At 62.4% G+C, this 314-nt stretch carries 1 protein-coding gene; it reads left to right on the plus strand.

Annotation, left to right across the window (positions count from 1 at the left end):
• Window positions 1-314, plus strand: a 314-nt coding sequence (locus GRB80_RS16690) for a transposase (protein ID WP_202597380.1), incomplete at both ends; no start/stop codon positions are given.

Consider the following 314-nt stretch of genomic DNA (forward strand, 5'->3'; position numbering starts at 1 on the left):
ACCTATGAACTGGCGCTGCTCAAGCGCCACGCCTTCGGCAAGCGCAGCGAGCAGCTCAACGTCCTGCAGATCAGTCTGTTGGAGGAGGTGGTCGATGCCGATATCGCTGCCATCGAGACCGAGCTGGAAGAGCTACATCTCACTGCTGCCACGCCAGCGGCGAAGAAAACGCCCAAGCGCGCCCCCTTGCCCCCGGAGCTGCCGCGCACCGAGATACGCCATGATCCGGAAAATGATCACTGCGCCTGTGGTTGTCAGCTGCGGCGGATCGGTGAGGAGGTTAGCGAGAAGCTCGACTACACGCCGGGCGTGTT

It is taken from the genome of Halomonas icarae (genome assembly GCF_009901955.1).
In the GTDB taxonomy this organism is placed as follows: domain Bacteria; phylum Pseudomonadota; class Gammaproteobacteria; order Pseudomonadales; family Halomonadaceae; genus Halomonas; species Halomonas icarae.